At 30.5% G+C, this 17242-nt stretch carries 12 protein-coding genes and 3 pseudogenes; 4 read left to right on the plus strand and 11 right to left on the minus strand.

Features of this window, described 5'->3' with window-relative positions:
- Both SR62_RS06510 and SR62_RS06515 read left to right on the plus strand, forming a co-directional pair.
- Positions 1-555: pseudogene (locus tag SR62_RS06510) on the plus strand (motility associated factor glycosyltransferase family protein); the annotation flags it as partial.
- Positions 552-2438, plus strand: a complete 1887-nt coding sequence (locus SR62_RS06515) for a motility associated factor glycosyltransferase family protein (protein ID WP_079460595.1) — start codon at positions 552-554, stop codon at positions 2436-2438. The pseudogene SR62_RS06510 and the gene SR62_RS06515, both read left to right, overlap by 4 nt.
- A 30-nt stretch (positions 2439-2468) precedes the next feature.
- On the opposite strand, the gene SR62_RS06520 is transcribed toward SR62_RS06515, so the two are convergent.
- The 11 genes and pseudogenes from SR62_RS06520 to SR62_RS06570 form a co-directional block, all read right to left on the minus strand.
- Positions 2469-4196, minus strand: coding sequence for a flagellin A (locus SR62_RS06520; protein WP_147502314.1), 1728 nt, complete (start codon positions 4194-4196; stop codon positions 2469-2471).
- A 144-nt stretch (positions 4197-4340) separates the two neighbouring features.
- Positions 4341-6068, minus strand: coding sequence for a flagellin (locus SR62_RS06525; RefSeq protein ID WP_071306811.1), 1728 nt, complete (start codon positions 6066-6068; stop codon positions 4341-4343).
- A gap of 96 nt (positions 6069-6164) precedes the next feature.
- A complete protein-coding gene (locus tag SR62_RS06530) occupies positions 6165-7979 on the minus strand; it encodes a motility associated factor glycosyltransferase family protein (RefSeq protein ID WP_147502315.1) in 1815 nt (604 codons plus the stop codon).
- Between the two features lie 9 nt (positions 7980-7988).
- Positions 7989-9232, minus strand: a pseudogene (locus SR62_RS06535) (DUF2920 family protein).
- Positions 9232-9747, minus strand: a complete 516-nt coding sequence (locus SR62_RS06540) for a type II secretion system protein (RefSeq protein ID WP_041160206.1) — start codon at positions 9745-9747, stop codon at positions 9232-9234. Before SR62_RS06540 ends, SR62_RS06535 begins: the two are co-directional and overlap by 1 nt.
- A complete protein-coding gene (gene tsaD, locus SR62_RS06545) occupies positions 9748-10755 on the minus strand; it encodes a tRNA (adenosine(37)-N6)-threonylcarbamoyltransferase complex transferase subunit TsaD (protein WP_002860794.1) in 1008 nt (335 codons plus the stop codon). It abuts the gene before it with no gap.
- Positions 10752-12146 carry a M99 family carboxypeptidase catalytic domain-containing protein gene (locus SR62_RS06550; protein ID WP_044259041.1) on the minus strand — a complete coding sequence of 465 codons (1395 nt, stop codon included), beginning with the start codon at positions 12144-12146 and terminating at the stop codon, positions 10752-10754. The genes tsaD and SR62_RS06550 overlap by 4 nt, the downstream gene beginning before the upstream one ends.
- Position 12147: 1 nt before the next feature.
- Positions 12148-13218 carry a 1-deoxy-D-xylulose-5-phosphate reductoisomerase gene (gene dxr, locus SR62_RS06555; protein WP_002869325.1) on the minus strand — a complete coding sequence of 357 codons (1071 nt, stop codon included), beginning with the start codon at positions 13216-13218 and terminating at the stop codon, positions 12148-12150.
- Complete coding sequence (locus tag SR62_RS06560) at positions 13215-13940, minus strand: phosphatidate cytidylyltransferase (protein ID WP_002869324.1); 726 nt, start codon at positions 13938-13940, stop codon at positions 13215-13217. The genes dxr and SR62_RS06560 overlap by 4 nt, the downstream gene beginning before the upstream one ends.
- An 8-nt stretch (positions 13941-13948) precedes the next feature.
- Entirely contained in the window at positions 13949-14287 is a 339-nt protein-coding gene (locus tag SR62_RS06565; RefSeq protein ID WP_002852397.1) for a hypothetical protein, read from the minus strand.
- Between the two features lies 1 nt (position 14288).
- Positions 14289-15596, minus strand: coding sequence for an NFACT RNA binding domain-containing protein (locus SR62_RS06570; protein WP_002864240.1), 1308 nt, complete (start codon positions 15594-15596; stop codon positions 14289-14291).
- A gap of 61 nt (positions 15597-15657) precedes the next feature.
- Between SR62_RS06570 and SR62_RS06575 the strand changes: the two genes are divergently transcribed.
- Positions 15658-16233, plus strand: coding sequence for a molybdenum cofactor guanylyltransferase (locus SR62_RS06575; protein WP_002867312.1), 576 nt, complete (start codon positions 15658-15660; stop codon positions 16231-16233).
- A pseudogene (locus SR62_RS06580) lies at positions 16230-17219 on the plus strand (phospholipase A). The gene SR62_RS06575 and the pseudogene SR62_RS06580 overlap by 4 nt, the downstream one beginning before the upstream one ends.
- Positions 17220-17242: the final 23 nt, after the last annotated feature.

Consider the following 17242-nt stretch of genomic DNA (forward strand, 5'->3'; position numbering starts at 1 on the left):
ATAGAAAAACCTTTTTTATGGGCTTGTGAGAATTTACTTGATAAAGATTTAAATAAACCTTTTGAAAAATTAGAACCTTTAAGTTTAAATAAACAAAATGAGTTTTTACTTAAGGCTTATTATAAAGTTTATCAAAGTATTAAACATTGTAGAGATTTTAGTAAAATACTCAGCAATGATTTTAACAATATACAAAATATATATTTAAATTTAAACAAAAAAGAAAATGATTTAAACTTGGCTATTAGAAAAATAGATGAATTTAAAAATAAATTAGAAAATATCAAACAAATGCAAGATTTATATGAAATTTTAAGCACTTTACTAATACAATTTGAACTTAATCTTGCTAGAATTTATGTTTTAAATCCTAAAACCAAAGAAGATGCTTTTAATAAAAGTATTCTTTGGATAAAAGAACATTTAGAATTTATGGAATTAGTTTATGGGCATATTAAAGCACAAGAAAATGCTTTGATTAAAAATATACTTCCTTTAGAAGAAAAACTTAAAGAAAGAAAATTAGATAAATGGATGGAAAGGGTGAGAAGGTGAAAGAAGAAAATAATTTTAACAAAAATTTAAAAGCTTTAAGCGGTTTTGAGTATAATAACTTACGCAAAAAACTTGAGGATCTAAAAGAGCTTAGAGAATTTACTTTCACTCAAGGAAAAGATAATCTTGATATTAATATCATAAAAAAAAGAAATTTAAAAAAAATGTATCAAGATCCCATCAAAGAACTTGAAAAAAATTTAGAATATTTTAAAGATTTTGCACGCTATCCTGTGCTTTTTTTTTATGGTTTTGGAAATGGAATTTTATATAAAATTCTACTTCAAAATCAAGCACTTAAAAGAATAATCATCTTTGAAAAAGAATTAGAACTTATCTTTTTAGCTTTAAATTTCATAGATTTTAGCAAAGATTTAAGCTTAGGGCGACTCATTATTTTACATCATGATGATATTAATCTTCCTAAAATGGATAAAGTTTTTCGTTTGATAGGGGATTTGTTTTATCGTTCTTATAGTCTACACATTGCTAATGATTTTTATGAACACTATAAAGAAGATATTTTAAAACTTAATAAACTCAATATGCAAACCATCAAAAATCACAATCTTATGCATGGTAATGATCCTAAAGATGCCATGCAAGGCATAGAACAATTTGTTTATAATCTTCCTCAAATGATTACCCATCCTAGTTATAAAGAATTACTTTCTAAAAGAAAGGGTATAAGTGATACAGCTATCATTGTTTCTACAGGACCATCTCTTACTAAACAACTTCCTTTGTTAAAAAAGTATGCTAGTAAAGCTACGATTTTTTGTGCGGATTCTTCTTATCCTATTTTAGCTAAACATGGTATAAAACCTGATTATGTTTGTATGTTGGAACGCGATGAAATAGTAGCTGAATGTTTTAATAATAATTTTAAAGATTTTGATAAAGACATCATTTTTCTAGTAGCTTCTTTGGTGCATAAAAAAACCATTTCTTATCTTGAAAAAAATCAAAGAAAATACATTTTAATCATAAAAGGCCAGCCTTTTGCTAGATACTTGGAGCTAGACGATTATGGATATATTAACGCGGGTATGAGTGTATCTCATATGGCTTATGAACTGGCTGAAAATTTAGGACATAAAAACATCATTCTCATAGGTCAGGATTTGGCTTATGCCAAAGATGGGCAAACACACTCTCAAGGTTTCATCCATGCTAATTTACACAATGGAGACTATGAAAGAGATTTAGATAGATTTAGCACTACAGCTTATGGAGGAAATGGAAAAGTTCAAAGTTCTGAAATTTGGACACTTTTTAGACAAATTTTTGAAAATTTCATTGCTTTTAGCAAAAGTAAAACTTATAATTGCACTGAAGGAGGTGCTAGGATAGAAAGCGCTATAGAAAAACCTTTTAAAGAACTTTGCGAAGATTTACTCAAAAATAAAAAAGATAAAAAATTTAAAAAATTACAAGTTTTAAATACTAAAGAACAAGTAAAACTCGGATTAAAAATCTATCAAAAAATCAAAAAAAATATGAATTTATCCTTGAATTTTAAAAAAGAGTGTAAAAAAGTTCAAAAACAAATTCACAATCTTACCCATGGAAAGAACAAACTCTCTCTTGAACAAATAAATCAAAATATAGACAAAATCAAAGAAAAACTTTCAAATAAAAAATATCTCTTTTTGCAAGAAATTTTAGGCCCTACTTTACATCACGAACAAAGTATATTAACGCCTTTATATCTTAAAGATATCAAAGATGACTCCGATAAACAAAATAAACTTTTTGCTTGGATTTATGCGCATGAATCTTTGATGGAAAATATCATAGAACTTTTAGAAGCTCAAGATAAAAGACTTAAAATCGCTATTTTACCTTTGCTAGACTTTTTAGAAAAGAAAAAAGCACTTTAAAAGCTTAGATGCATAAAAGCATCTAAGAAATTATTGAAGAAGTTTTAAAACATTTTGCTGCACTGCATTAGCCTGACTCATAGCATAAGAACCTGATTGCGCAAGGATGTTATATTTAGAAAAATTTGCACTTTCAGCTGCAAAGTCTACATCTCTTATGGTTGATTCAGCTGCTTTAACGTTTACTTGAGTAACAGTAATGTTGTTTATAGTAACTTGAAGCTGATTTTGCACTGAACCAATGTCGGCTCTGATTTGATCAAGATTTGTTGTGGCTGTTTCAGCTATATCCATCACAGCCATAGCACCTTTAAGTGTAGTTACACCTGCTGTTTCATCTTTAGCTCCAAGAGAGTTACCTGCTGAAGTTTTCATAGTTGCAAACTGAGAAAGTCCGCTTTGACTAGAAAAACCTGAACCTGTAGAAACATTATATATTTTAGAAATAGTTGAAACAGAAGAAATCGCTATTGCATTAGCAGTAAGTGTAGCAGAATAATTTTTGCCACTACCTACAGAATAACCCGAACCTGCAGAAAACCCACTGCCCTCAGCACTCATATAATCAGCAATAGAAGAAGCAGCTAAAACCAATCCTTTGTTAACAGAACCAAATCCCATAGCATCGGCAGTATTAGCATCAAGCTGTCCTTTTGATTCTCTTAAAGAAACAGAAACTTGAGAAATAAAATTACTTGCTCCAAAACCTGTAAAAGAAAGGCCTGTTCCGCTGATTGAAATATCCTTACCATCGTTTTTAACCAAAGATAAACGACCATAATTTTCCATCATGTCTTTATTGATAAAAGCTCCACCACCGATGCTTCCTTCGATTTTAATTCCTCTTCCTTCTCTTGAGGTAAGTAAAAGCTGTCCATTAGCATCGATCGAAGCTTCAACTCCTGTAGTATCTTTAACTGAATTGATTGCAGAAACTAAAGCTCCATTAGCATCACCATCTTCATAGGCTACTTTACCAATTTTTACTCCATTGATAGCAAAAGTATCTGAAGTAGTTCCAGCCCTAACTGCAGCCATACCTCGAGTCTCTACTGTAAAAGTAGCTCTAACACCTGTTTTATCAGCATTTTTATTGATCTCATCTGCTAAAGCTCCAAGTCCTGTTCCAACTGAAGTTGAAATCACAACTTTTTGAAACTGAAAATCATCTATACCGTTGTAGTTTTTAAGAGTAAATTGCACTTCGCCACTAGATGAAATTCTTCCTCCTGTTTCAAAGCGTGTTAAACCTATCTTAGAAGATTGAGTTGCTCCTATGGTAGCTTTTACAGTTTGATTTGAACTTGCGCCGATTTGAAATTCTTGATTGATAAAATTTCCACTTAAAAGTTGCTTACCGTTAAATGAAGTAGTATTTGCGATATTGTCAAGTTCTTCCATTAAACGGTTGATATCTGCTTGAAGCATGGTTCTTGTTTTTAAACTTTGTCCATCTTGAGCCGCTTGAGTTGCCTTAGTTTTGATTGTATCTAAGATTTTAAGTTGCTCATCCATAGCCTTATCAGCAGTTTGTAAAATACCTATAGCATCGTTACCATTGTTGATAGCTTGACCTAAAGTGGCTGCTTGTGAACGCAAAGAATCTGCTATCGCCATCCCTGAAGCATCATCTGCTGCGGAGTTAATTCTAAGACCTGAACTAAGTCTGCTTAAAGACTTATCCAGCTCTCTAGCATTAACAACTGAATTTGCATGTGCGTTTAATGCACCGATGTTGGTGTTTATCCTAAAACCCATTTTAAATCCTTTCAAAATATTGCATTGAAAAGATTAAAGCAAAAAGTGTTCCAAGTTTAGTTTGATTAAAAAATTTTAGAGTTTAAAATAAAAAAGCCTAGTTTAAACTAGGCTTGGATTTGTATATATTGCAGCTTTTGTAAACTACTGTAGTAATCTTAAAACATTTTGTTGAACAGAATTAGCCTGTGCCATGGCATAAGAGCCACTTTGAGCCAAGATATTTGCTTTAGAGTAGTTTGCACTCTCAGCTGCAAAGTCCACATCACGAATTTGTGATTCTGCTGCTTTAACGTTTACTTGAGTAACAGTAATGTTGTTTATAGTTGATGTAACTTGATTTTGCACTGAACCAATGTCGGCTCTGATTTGATCAAGATTTGTTATAGCTGTTTCAGCTATATCCATCACAGCCATAGCACCTTTAAGTGTAGTTACACCTGCTGTTTCATCTTTAGCTCCAAGAGAGTTACCTGCTGAAGTTTTCATAGTTGCAAACTGAGAAAGTCCGCTTTGACTAGAAAAACCTGAACCTGTAGAAACATTATATATTTTAGAAATAGTTGAAACAGAAGAAATCGCTATTGCATTAGCAGTAAGTGTAGCAGAATAATTTTTGCCACTACCTACAGAATAACCCGAACCTGCAGAAAACCCACTGCCCTCAGCACTCATATAATCAGCAATAGAAGAAGCAGCTAAAACCAATCCTTTGTTAACAGAACCAAATCCCATAGCATCGGCAGTATTAGCATCAAGCTGTCCTTTTGATTCTCTTAAAGAAACAGAAACTTGAGAAATAAAATTACTTGCTCCAAAACCTGTAAAAGAAAGGCCTGTTCCGCTGATTGAAATATCCTTACCATCGTTTTTAACCAAAGATAAACGACCATAATTTTCCATCATGTCTTTATTGATAAAAGCTCCACCACCGATGCTTCCTTCGATTTTAATTCCTCTTCCTTCTCTTGAGGTAAGTAAAAGCTGTCCATTAGCATCGATCGAAGCTTCAACTCCTGTAGTATCTTTAACTGAATTGATTGCAGAAACTAAAGCTCCATTAGCATCACCATCTTCATAGGCTACTTTACCAATTTTTACTCCATTGATAGCAAAAGTATCTGAAGTAGTTCCAGCCCTAACTGCAGCCATACCTCGAGTCTCTACTGTAAAAGTAGCTCTAACACCTGTTTTATCAGCATTTTTATTGATCTCATCTGCTAAAGCTCCAAGTCCTGTTCCAACTGAAGTTGAAATCACAACTTTTTGAAACTGAAAATCATCTATACCGTTGTAGTTTTTAAGAGTAAATTGCACTTCGCCACTAGATGAAATTCTTCCTCCTGTTTCAAAGCGTGTTAAACCTATCTTAGAAGATTGAGTTGCTCCTATGGTAGCTTTTACAGTTTGATTTGAACTTGCACCGATTTGAAATTCTTGATTGATAAAATTTCCACTTAAAAGTTGTTTACCGTTAAATGAAGTAGTATTTGCTATATTATCAAGTTCTTCCATTAAACGGTTGATATCTGCTTGAAGCATGGTTCTTGTTTTTAAACTTTGTCCATCTTGAGCCGCTTGAGTTGCCTTAGTTTTGATTGTATCTAAGATTTTAAGTTGCTCATCCATAGCCTTATCAGCAGTTTGTAAAATACCTAAAGCATCATTACCATTAGATATAGCTTGACCTAAAGTATTAGCTTGAGATCTTAAACTATCTGCTATCGCCATCCCTGAAGCATCATCTGCTGCGGAGTTGATTCTAAGACCTGAACTAAGTCTGCTTAAAGAAGCATCCAAACTTTTACTATTTAAATCAGCGTTTGCTTTAGCATTTAAAGCTGCAACATTGGTGTTAATACGAAATCCCATTTTAAATCCTTTTAAAAAATTTCAAGCCCATCCATGAACTTGTTAAATGCTATATCGTGCAATCAAAAAAATATTTTATACTTTAGTAATAAAATTTCATACTTTTGACAAAGACTTGTATTTTTGCCCTAACTTTTCTATAAAATAAAGCAACCATTCATCATAAGCTTTGATATAAGCTGTGATGAAATGCGTTTTATCTTGTATATGAAGTTTTAATACATCAGCAATCATTTTTCCACGATAAGCAAAAGCTCCTCTTAAAACTTCATCCTGTATAAACTCATCTTCATCTAAAGAGTGATTAAAATTTTCTATATTTTGATAGACTTTTTCTAAAAATTCTAAAGGCAAAAGAAAATCTTTACTGAGTATATTTTCTAAAATTTGTTTTAAAGCTAAGGCATCGTCTAAAAATCTTTTAGCATTATCTTGATCTTTTTGTATTTTTTCTTTGAATTTAACTAGGAGTTTATCACTTCTATTTTTAGTTAAACTTTTTGGAAATTCAAATTTAGGTTTTTCTTTTGTAAGGAGTTTTTCACAACATTCTTTAAAAGAAAGTTCTTCAGTGAAATTAATCCTTGCTCCACCTTCAGTAGCATTGTAAAATTTAGCCTTTTGATCATTGCAAGCAAAAAGATATTCAAGTTTTATACGATAATCATTCCAAGTTATATGGGTTAAAACTTCTCCTTTGCCTCCATAGGCAGGGACTTTAAGTTTATCTATATTTTCTTCACCGCTAAATTTCTCTCCAAAATCAAAACCTTTTGAGTGTGAATTTCCTTCTTCATCAAAGGCTAAATCTTGCCCTATCATAATAATATTTTTAAATCCTAAAGCTAAAGCTAAAGTATAAGAAAAATGACTTACATGAGTACCTGTATCAATATAACCAAAGTCATTAAGGTTAAAGCGTTGATAAATGGCTTTATTTCTTAAAACAATCATACAATTTTCAGCCTTTAAACTATGCACGACATTAGGATGAGTAGCACATGAAAGCACATTTAAAGAAGTTTTATTTTCTTTATTTTGAAAAAATTTCATTGCTAGATCAGTAAAATCTAAATTCGTCACATAATCAGGCACTATGCCTTTTTTCTCAAGCATACTCAAAGCCCCATCAGCACAAAAGATCACTGCTTTTTCTTGATAAGCTTTAAGTAAAGGAAGTTGTTTAGCAAGAGAAGGTCCTGCAGAAACTACTATAGCATTTTCAAATTTGTTTTTTCTTTCACTTAAGATTCTTTGAAAAGGAATGCTTTCAAGCATAAAAGGGATGTTTTGTAAAAGATGAGAATAACACTCAAAACCGATACATAAACTAGAATTTAAATTTCTTATCACAACTTTAATATTTTTCTCACAAAGTTCATCTGCTTTATGCCAAATATCTTCATAAAACTTTTTATAATAAACATTATTCACAAACATTTCATATAAACTTAAGTACTCAAACATATCTTTCATATCAAAAAGTATAAGTAGTTGAATATCCACTCTTTCTTCTTCGATATCCACAAGATAAATTTTTCCACTACAAAGCTCTTCACTCAAATCTATCGTACTTAAAGCTAGAATAAAAAGTTCTATTTCACTTTCAAATACAAAAAGATGTTTATAGTGTTTAGCTAAATTTTTAATCAGTAAAGCATTGCCTATACCATAAATACATACAAAAGGATATCTAGGAGTTTTTTCTAAAATACTTTGATAGAAAAAATTTATTTCTTCTTCTAAGTTTTCATACATGAAAACATTATGAGTTTTATCATAGATATTCAAATTTTCATCTATATTAAAACGAAAACAAGTTTTATTTTGTATGAAATTTAAAAGTTTATTTCCTAAGGGTTCATTTACCCCACTTAATAAAGCTTGTATGTTTTTTTCTAGTATGGTCATTGGGTTTCCTTAAAATTTATCTATTTTTAGTGATATTTTGTCATCTTTTTCGCTAAATTGATACAACAAATCCTCACAAGGATAAGAGATACATTTTTCTTTATAATCTTTTTTTAGATTTTGTTTTATTTTTTCTAACATTAAAGGAAGTTCTTTGGAAATTAAAGTTTTTATAGACATTCCCATGCCATGTTCTAAACTTTTGATAAATCTACCATCAACTTGATCTGGATTTTTTATCATATAAAGCTCTGCATCAAACCCAAATTGTTCTAAATATTTGTAAAGTTCTAATTTTTCATCAGGTGGAGCTATTTCTTTATCATAAAAAGAATGATAACTTATATAGCATGGTTTTGGATAATTTGCTTGAATTTCAAGATGCTTTGGTTCTAAGATATATCTTATCATTCTCCTTGGTATTGAAAAAAACTTATTTGAACTTGAATTACTTGTCCAAAAAGTTTTATCAGAGCAATAAGTAAAAATATGTTTAAAAAAATTAGCCGTTCCAAAACAATAATATCTCATAAAATCAATTTCTTTTCCAAATCCTACAAGACGCCAAAGAAATTTAGCATAACTTGAGTTATCTATAACTCCATCTATAAGCCAAGGCGCAATCTTAGCTGCTAAATGTGCCAAATACCCACCATGAGAACTACCTATCATAATAACTGGTATACCCCCCCCATAGTATCAAAAGGAGCATGTTTTTTAAGATAAAGTGCGACATTTAAAAGATCTTGAGCTTGCATGATCCCAAAATTTTGATATTCGTTTTTTGTTGGTTGCAAACTTAGATGAATGCTTAATTTAAAATTTGGATTAATTAATTTTTGGTTTTTTTGTTCTTCTAAGATGTGATCAACTTCTTTGAGTATTGAGCTTAATTCTTCTAAAGAATTTAACTTATCTAAATTAACTTGTATATTTAAAGCTTCACAACTTGTTTTTAAAATAAGTTTGTCTATATCATCCATAAAAAAGCTTGATCCAGTTTGCGGGCGATTTCCTATACAATGATAATTCACACTAGCTACAGCTGCATTATACTCACCAGCCACAAATTCAGCCAAGTGTTCACGGTAATTTTCATCCGCATCTCCACCAAGCCCAGGGATGATAAACACTAAAGCTTTTATTTCTTTTTCATCATCAAAACAAAGCTTAAATTCAAGCTTTGATTCTCTTTTTATACCAAGTTCTACATCATCACAAGAGTCGATCTCATAAGTTTTACTCACTATCATTACATTCCCCCTATTAAAAGATAAGTTTTACTCGCTAGGTTTTTAAAATTTTCATTCTTACTTAAAATCACACAAGCTTTATTACTAGAAGAGCTTGTAAAGTCTATATTTTCTAAATCTTCATGGCTTTGATTAGCTGCGTTGATGATAGCATTTTTACTTGCTTCATTGCTTGAAATTCCCATGAGTATAAAATCAGCTTTATTTATAAAAACAAGTTTTAAGCATTCTTTATCATCGCCTATGCGAAAATTTACTTCTTTTATACCGTTAAAATTACTAAGATCAACATTTTCAACCCCGCTTACATTACTCATCGTTTTTATAGAGCTTAAATGATCATTTTTTAAAGTATAAATGCTTATATCATTGATCAAAGTTTTAAGGTTGTTTAAAGACTTGCTAACTTCAGCTTCATCCTTACTTGAACTCATTTTTGGCAAAGCAATAGCGGCTAAAATTCCCAAAATAACGATCACAAAAACAAGTTCTAATATAGTAAAAGCTTTTTTCATCTATATCCTTGAAAAATTTTTATTTTTAGGGCTTAAAATATCTTCTTCTACACTTACAAATTCCTTTTTTTCATAAGCATCAACTGCGGCTCTTGCTATCATCAAAGCATTATCAGAGCAGAATTTTAAAGGAGCTAGTTTTAAATTTGCATTATATTTTTGACATAAATTTTGCAAACGCGAACGCAAGTTAAGATTTGCACTAGCTCCACCTACAACGCCAAAATTTTTAAATTTATAAAGATTAAAAATTTTTTCTAATTTATCCATGATATGATCACAAGCTGTATTTTCAAAGGCATAAGCTATTTCTGCTTTTGTGTCTTCATTTAAATTTTCATGTTTTAAAATTTCCAAACGCACTGCATTTTTAAGCCCTGAAAAACTGAAAGCGAGTTCTTTAGAATGCTTTAAAGGTGTGTTAAAAGAGATATTTTTAAGTTTGGCATTTTTTGCTAAATTTTCTATGATGACCCCACCAGGGTAACCTAAATTCATCATTTTAGCCACTTTATCAAAACTTTCTCCAAAGCTATCATCATTTGTACTTGCTAAAAGCTCTAAGCTTGCATCATCTTTAAGATAAAGCACCATGGTATGCCCACCACTAACAAGCAAAATTCCCATATCTAAAGAAATTTTTTCTTCCAAAAAAAGACTATAAATATGACCTTTAAGATGATTTATAGGGATTAAGGGTAAATTTAGCGCACTTGCTAAGGTTTTTGCCATAGAAATTCCACTGAGCAAAGAAACACTAAGTCCAGGTTCATTTGTCACAGCTATGGCACAAAGATTTTTAAAATGCTCTTTGCATTGCTTAAGTATCTTTGGTAAAGCCTCGCTATGAAGTCTTGCAGCAAGTTCAGGTACCACTCCCCCATAGATACTATGATCTAATTCTTGGGAAATTTTTTTATGAAATTTACATTCTAAGGTGTTTTTATCAATGATAGCTATAGAACTATCATCACAAGAACTTTCTATAGCTAGGATAAGATTTTTCATTCAAATTCCACTAAAATAGAACCTAAGAATTTATCTTTTGATCTTGCCATTTTAAGAGTATTTAAATCCAAATTTTTAGCGTTTTTGATCAACTTGCTATTGATATTTGCCTCTAAAAGTTGTTGCAAATTTGCACCTCTTAACTCATAAAATTCCACTCTATAAATTTTACCTGCCATGTCTAAAGAGTATTGTGTTTGCATATTTTTTTTATGAACTAAAATACCACTTTCATCTTTTCCATGATCAAAGCCTATGATATTTACGCGCACATTAGTTATCTTTGGGATAAGAAAATTCTCTTTTACTTTTACCTTGGTTCCAAAAGGAACGGTGGTTTCATTGCCATCAACTTGAAAAGTTACTTCATTAAAAGCATCGCTAAATTCTAAATATTCAGGATATAATCTTGTTTGAAAACGATTGCCATATTGGATATAAAAAGAATTTCCTTCTGCGATAACAGCCGTAAGTTCATTGCTTGTGTTATAATTTAACTCTTTATTTACCGGAAAAGGCACATAGTTGATAACCTTTCTTGGATTTTTTAAAGAAAGTAAAATTCTATCATCAAAAAGTTTTACTTCAAGCTCTCGGTTTATGGCTTTATCAACTCCTTGCGGAGTGAGTTCGAAATCTCTGCTAAATTCAATTCCTGCAGTTTTTAAATAATTTTCAATTGCCAAAAGATGATAATAAGCTCTTAAATTTACAGGCAGATTTTTACTCGCTTCATTTGCAAAAGCGGCTTTGTGATTTGAAATCACAAAATAAGTCAAAGCTTTAAGCATTTCCATATCGCCAAGCTCTTGGGTTTTGGTGTTTTTAAGATGATAAGCATGCTTTGGATCAGCAAGTGAAGAATTGACACTATTTACGGTTTGAGTGGCGATATTTTCAAGATCAGGGTATTTGCTTGCATTGATTTCACTTGTGTCAATCACGCTTGAATTTCCCCAACGCTTAGGATTTTGCATCGCATCGATATAAGTAGGTTTATAAAAACCCCAACCATCGTGAAGATTGATCACCATACTAACTTCAGGAAGTAAAATAAGCTCTTTAATGCGTTGCACGGTTTTATAATCAGGATCTTTTGGGCTAATGCTTGCAAATTTACGGTTTAAATCCCCATTATTCCCACGCGAACGCTTGATAATACTATCAAAAGCTAAATTTGGAGCCACTATAATCTTACCCTTGGTGATATTATAATCACTCAAAAGCAAACTTGCCGCATGAAATCCACCAGGCTCATCACCTTGAATTCCACCAAAAATTAAAACTGTATTATTATCATCTAGACTTTTTCCATTTTCTCCTACGCTAAAGTCTAGATCTAAAGCAAAAATGCTTGTTATAAAAAATAAAATTGTTAAAAAAATTTTCATTTTAACTCCTTAAATACTCTCTTGTTTTAAAATCATACTCAAAAACCTCTTCTATACTTGAAATTTTAGGTACTCCAAAATGATCAAGGGCTTTAAAAATGCATTTAGTGATATCTAAAAATCCACTTTTATTTTCTAAAAAATTATAAACACCAACTTCATTAGCAGCATTGATGATAACACCTAAATTTGGCTCTTTTAAAAATGTATTTTTAAGCTTAAAAATAGGATATTTTTTTGTGCTGATTGGATGAAATTTTAAAGCAGGTATTTTGCTAAAATCAATAGCCTCTAAAATAGGCGTATCTTGTTTTTCAAATATAGCATCTGAAATAGCTAGTTTCATATCTGCTTTTGAAAAATACGCCGTGCTAGCTCCATTTTTAAATTCACACATTGCATGCACTAAAGATCTTGGTTCTATTAAAGCATCAATTTCTTTAAAATCATATAAATGATAAGCCTCTATAATCTCAAAAAGCTTATTTGCCATAGTCGCACTATCTATAGTGATCTTTGCTCCCATGTTCCAATTAGGATGTTTTAAAGCATCTTTGAGACTGACTTGATTTAAATCTTTGATTTTATACTTATAAAAAGCTCCGCCGCTTGCTGTGATATAAAGTTTTGCTATATTTTTTTTACCTTCGAGTAAAAATTTTAAAGCTGCATGCTCACTATCAACGGGTAAAAATTTAGCCCCTTTCAAAAAACTCCCAGCTACTACAAGACTTTCTTTGTTAGCTAAAGCTATGTTTTTGCCAAGCTCTTTAGCCTTTAAAGTGCTTTTAAGTCCTGCAAAACCTACAATGGCATTGAGTAAAAGTTTGTCTTGACATTCTGTTAAAATTTGCTCTAAACCTTCTTGCCCTATAAAAACTCTATTGTGTTTAACTAAATGCTTATTTTTTGAATCTTTTATGGCAACAAATTTGGGTTTAAACCTTGCGATTTGTTCATTTAAAAGAGCGATGTTATCCCCGCAAGCTAAAGCAGAAATACGAATGTTTTTTAAAGCAGCAAGTTTAAGAGCGTTTACTCCTATGCTGCCCGTGCTTCCAAAAAGTATCATAAAAAAGCAACCATCACAAAAGCAGCAATGATCACTGCATCAATCCTATCAAGCACACCTCCATGACCAGGGATAAGATCTCCACTATCTTTTACACCTGCTTCTCTTTTAAAATAACTCTCAAGCAAATCTCCAATCACTGCAAAAATCGCTACAAAAAACGAACAAAGTAAAGAAAGCCAAAAACTATAAACAAAAACTCCCAAAATAGTTCCAATAACACTCGCACAAATCAAGCCACCTATAACACCTTCTAAGGTTTTGTTTGGACTTGTTGGAGAAAAAGGAGTTTTACCCATAAGTTTTCCGATAAAATACGCCCCACTATCACAAGCTGCAACGATAATGATAAGCCAAAAAAGCGCAAACATACCCTGATCTAAATACACTTGCCAAAGTGCTAAAATAGGCAAACTAGGATAAATATAAATAAGAGCTGGTTTTAAGGAAGCCTTTTTATAAACCAAAGATCCAACGACTAATAACAAAGCTAAAATCCCAAAAAGCAAAGCTTTATGCGATAAACTTCCCAAAATAAAAGCTATAGCCAAAGGGATAATAGAAATATTTTCTAAAGCAAAAAGTTTTTTTGCTTCACTAAAAGATAAATACAATAAAACCGCAAAAACGATAAAATTGATAAAAAATTGATCAATCAACGCGATAATAATAATAGCCCCTATCATCACAAGAGCTGAAATAATTCTAGTTGTATTAAACATATTTTTCCTTATATACTAATATCTAAGCGATGAATGCTTTGTGCGTCTTTAAAATTTGGATCTTTAGACTCATCTTCTTCATTTTTCTCATCATCGCTGGTTTTAGCTTCTTGATTGTGTTTTTTCTTTTTTTCTTCTTGTTCGGCTTTTTCTTTGATCTCTTCTTTGATTTCATGAGTCTCATTAACTTTTTCAAGCTTGTTTAAAGTTTTTTCTTTTTCATTAAATTCAGCCATATTTAGCGTAGCTGCAAAACCTTCTTTTGCAAGCTCATTGCTTGCTTGTGTAGCTGGATAAGCCATATTCTGATTTATATAATTGATATTTCCTAAAGGGCTAACTGGCATTTTAATCCTTTGTGATATTAATACTTTTAAAATTTGTATAATTTACAAACGCCTTTTGCTGAACCTTGACAAAATTTTTTAAGGTATAATCGACCCAATACGAACCTTTCTTTAACTTAGAAAAGCTTACACAAAGCCTTGCAGCAAATTCTATCACATCGAGGCTGATTTTTTGCTTGTTTGATACAATCAAAGTATGTGCGCTAGGAATATCCCTTACATGAAGCCACAAATCATCTTTTTTAGCATTTTTAAGTAAAAATTCATTGCCTTTTTCATTTTTACCCACGCAAATTTTAAACTCGTTAAAATAAAAATTTGCCACAAGATCTTCTTGTTTATGATCTTGATTTTTTTTGCTATTTTTTTTAGGTAGTAAAATTTCAAGCTCTATCTCACTCTTAGCTTGAAGCAATAATTCTTTCAAACTCAAGGTAAAATCTAACTTTTCTTTTAAATTTTGTCTTTGTATATTTAAATTTTTAGCTTTTTGTTCTAATTTTTTAGCATTTTTATAATATAAATTAGCACTTTGCTTAGGATTAAATTCAAGCTTAAATTCAAGCTCTTTGCCTTCAAAATCATCAAGCTTAAATTCCCTTTCATAATCTTTTAAAACACTCAAATTTGCAAACAATACATCAGCCCTTTTTCTGTATTCTAAAGCTTTTAAGAGTAAAGAATTTTCTTCATCTAAACTAGAAAAAAGTTCTTGTAAATTTTGTATTTTTTTATCCACTTGTGCAAGTTTTAAATTTTTTATTTGTTTGATTTTACTCTCATAAATGCTTGTAAATTTGCGAGAAAAATAATCTGCAAAGTCTTTAATTTCCTCAAAATTTTCATCCATTTTATAAGGCTTTAAAGACTCTAAAATCACATTAGGTTTTACAACACGATAACTTTTATCAATGTGTCTTAAAGCCTCTATGATCAAATCTTTTTCATCTGTAAGAATAACATTGGTATTTTTACCCGTAAATTCAAAATAAATTTTGCTCTCATAGCTTTTATAAGCCTTATTAGCTTTTACACTAAAACATAAAATACGATTGCCTTCAAGGACTTTAACTTCCTTTATAAAAGCATTGCTAAAATACTTTTTAAGCATAAAATCAAAAGGTGCATTATAATTTTTTGCATTAAATTTAGCTGTATAAATCGCACTCATTGCACGAGTAAGATCAAAAATAAATCTTTCTCTATCAAAGCTTAATTCCAAAATATTGTCATTGATACGCTTGATAAAATCGATTTTTTTAAACCGAGAAAAAAAAGTTTGTAATTGTAAAAGTTCTGTGTATTTCATAAAAGAAATTATAAAATATTTTGGCGAATTTTGTGGTAGAATTACATTAAAAAGGAAATTTGTGCAGCTTAATGAGCTAAATTGCGTGATTTTATGTGGTGGTAAATCTAGCCGTATGGGACAAGATAAAAGCAAATTGATTCTTAAAAATCAAAATTTAACTCAATTTCAAGTAGATAAATTTTCTAAAATTTTTAAAAATGTCTATGTGAGTGCGAAAGAAGACAAATTTGAAAACCATTTTAGCTTGATAAAAGATTCTTTAGAATTTGAAGTTTACTCTCCTATGCTTGCGCTTTACTCTATACTTTCAAATTTTAAAAATGAATTTGTTTTTGTTTTAAGTGTAGATAGTCCTAAAGTAGGTGAAAATGAACTTTTAAAAATGCTTCCTTTTTTAGAACAAAACTATAAAATAATCATAGCAAAAACCCCTTTGCATAAACATCCCTTATGTGGCTTTTATCACAGCTCTTTAGCTCAAACTTGTAAAAATTTCTTAGAAAAAAATGAACAAAAAATAGGACTTTTATTTTCTGAGATTAAAACCAAATTTGTAGAATTTGAAGATGAAGATGCTTTTTTAAATCTTAATTTTTATGAAGAATATGAAAAATTTAAAAGCAAGTTAAAATGAGAAAAATTGCTTTATTTTTAAGCTTATGTGTTTTTATATGGGCTAGTGATTTACAACAAGCTTTAGAGTATGAAAAACAAGGCGATTATAAAAAAGCTATGGAAATTTACAAAAAACTCGCTTTAAAAAATTCATCTGTTTTGATTTCTCAAGAACAAAATAACTCAAGTCAAGCAACACAAACGCAAAATTCTATCACTATAAAAAAAGAAGAAAAACAAGACTTTTCTCGCTTAGCTTTGGCTAATTATCTTGGTGAAAATGAAAGCTTTAATCCCCTTGGCATTAGCTCTTATAAGATGAATTATTTTTTACCTTTTGCTTATAGTTTTAATTCTTTAGGAGTAAATAATAATAAGAGTGAGGCGAAATTCCAACTTAGTGTTAAAAAAAGACTTTTTGAAAATTTACTAGGACTAGATGAAAAATATTATATAGCCTATACTCAAACTTCTTGGTGGCAAATTTATGAGCATTCTTCTCCTTTTAGAGAAACCAACTATCAACCAGAATTTTTTATAGATCTTCCTTTATATCTTAAAGATTATGAATTTTTTAACAATCTACGCGTAGGTATATTGCATGAAAGCAATGGCAAGGGAGATGAGAATTTACAATCTCGCTCATGGAATAGAATTTATGTATCTACTGCTATTTTATATAATAAATTTTTATTTGTTCCACGCCTTTGGTATAGAATTCCTGAAAACAAAAAAGATGATGATAATCCTGCCATCTTGCATTATATGGGAAATTTTGATGTGAATTTAGCGTATTTAGGTGATGATTATTTTATCAATCTTATGCTAAGAAATAATCTTAAATTCCACAATAACAAAGGCGCTATACAAGTTGATCTATGATATGATATTTTTAATAACGGAATTTATTGGTATTTACAATACTTTAATGGCTATGGAGAAAGCCTTATAGACTATAACAAACACTTGCAAAGACTTTCCACTGGATTTTTGATTTCTTACTAAAATATCCTTTGTAGTTTTATCAT

The organism is Campylobacter sp. 2014D-0258, from assembly GCF_008000495.1.
Taxonomy (GTDB): Bacteria; Campylobacterota; Campylobacteria; order Campylobacterales; family Campylobacteraceae; genus Campylobacter_D; species Campylobacter_D jejuni.

Excerpts from the sequence above, each read along its gene's own strand:
- SR62_RS06525 (WP_071306811.1), bottom strand. The coding sequence starts at position 6,068 with ATGGGATTTCGTATTAACACCAATGTTGCAGCTTTAAATGCTAAAGCA.
- SR62_RS06530 (WP_147502315.1), bottom strand. The coding sequence starts at position 7,979 with ATGACCATACTAGAAAAAAACATACAAGCTTTATTAAGTGGGGTAAAT.
- SR62_RS06520 (WP_147502314.1), bottom strand. The coding sequence starts at position 4,196 with ATGGGTTTTAGGATAAACACCAACATCGGTGCATTAAACGCACATGCA.
- SR62_RS06570 (WP_002864240.1), bottom strand. The coding sequence starts at position 15,596 with ATGAAATACACAGAACTTTTACAATTACAAACTTTTTTTTCTCGGTTT.
- SR62_RS06560 (WP_002869324.1), bottom strand. The coding sequence starts at position 13,940 with ATGTTTAATACAACTAGAATTATTTCAGCTCTTGTGATGATAGGGGCT.
- tsaD (WP_002860794.1), bottom strand. The coding sequence starts at position 10,755 with ATGAAAAATCTTATCCTAGCTATAGAAAGTTCTTGTGATGATAGTTCT.
- SR62_RS06540 (WP_041160206.1), bottom strand. The coding sequence starts at position 9,747 with ATGAAAAAAGCTTTTACTATATTAGAACTTGTTTTTGTGATCGTTATT.
- SR62_RS06565 (WP_002852397.1), bottom strand. The coding sequence starts at position 14,287 with ATGCCAGTTAGCCCTTTAGGAAATATCAATTATATAAATCAGAATATG.
- SR62_RS06550 (WP_044259041.1), bottom strand. The coding sequence starts at position 12,146 with ATGAAAATTTTTTTAACAATTTTATTTTTTATAACAAGCATTTTTGCT.
- dxr (WP_002869325.1), bottom strand. The coding sequence starts at position 13,218 with ATGATACTTTTTGGAAGCACGGGCAGCATAGGAGTAAACGCTCTTAAA.